The sequence below is a fragment of the Acidovorax sp. KPB24-07 genome (genome assembly GCF_057543315.1).
Window position 1 is genome coordinate 1 of sequence record NZ_BAAJYS010000960.1, and the last position, 552, is coordinate 552.

Annotated in this window: 1 pseudogene; it reads right to left on the reverse strand. The window is 74.5% G+C overall.

What is annotated here, in order from left to right:
- Nucleotides 1-552 (reverse strand): annotated as a pseudogene (locus AC27IQ_RS26895) (WGR and DUF4132 domain-containing protein); the annotation flags it as partial.

A 552-nucleotide genomic window follows, 5' to 3' on the forward strand; every position in this document is an offset into this window, starting at 1 on the left:
TGTTCGTGTCGAAGCCCAGCAGATCCACCATCTCCAGCACGTCCTGCGCCGCTTTCGCAAAGCGGTTGAGATGCCACGAGTTGAGACGCTGCGCCTCTTCGCGTTCGCCCGGCGCCCATTCCTCGACGGGAGCCAGCGGCAGCGGCTCCAGCGCCAGCGCCGCCGCGGTCTTGCGCGCGGTCTTCGCGAGCCAGGGCGGATCGGCGAGCACGGCCGGCAATTCTTCGCGGGCGGCCACCTCGGCCGGGCCGGTGAGGAGGGCCAGCTGCCGGTCCACGGCCGCCTGCGCGGCGGCATCTAGCCAGGGGCGCAGCAGCGGCACGCTCTGACCGTGCGCACGCAGCAGGCGCGAGAGCATGGGCGTGAGCAGGCCGGCGTCCTTTCCGTCCGCGGCCACCAGCCGCGAGAGGGCCGCGATCGCCGCGAGCGGCCAGCGGTCCGCCGCCAGGGACAGGCGCGCCAGCGCGCCCTTGGAGCTGCTGGCGGCCTTGGCCAGCGCATGCACGGCCTCGGGCGTGCCGAGGGTGGCCAGCGCTTCCCCGGCGGCCTCCT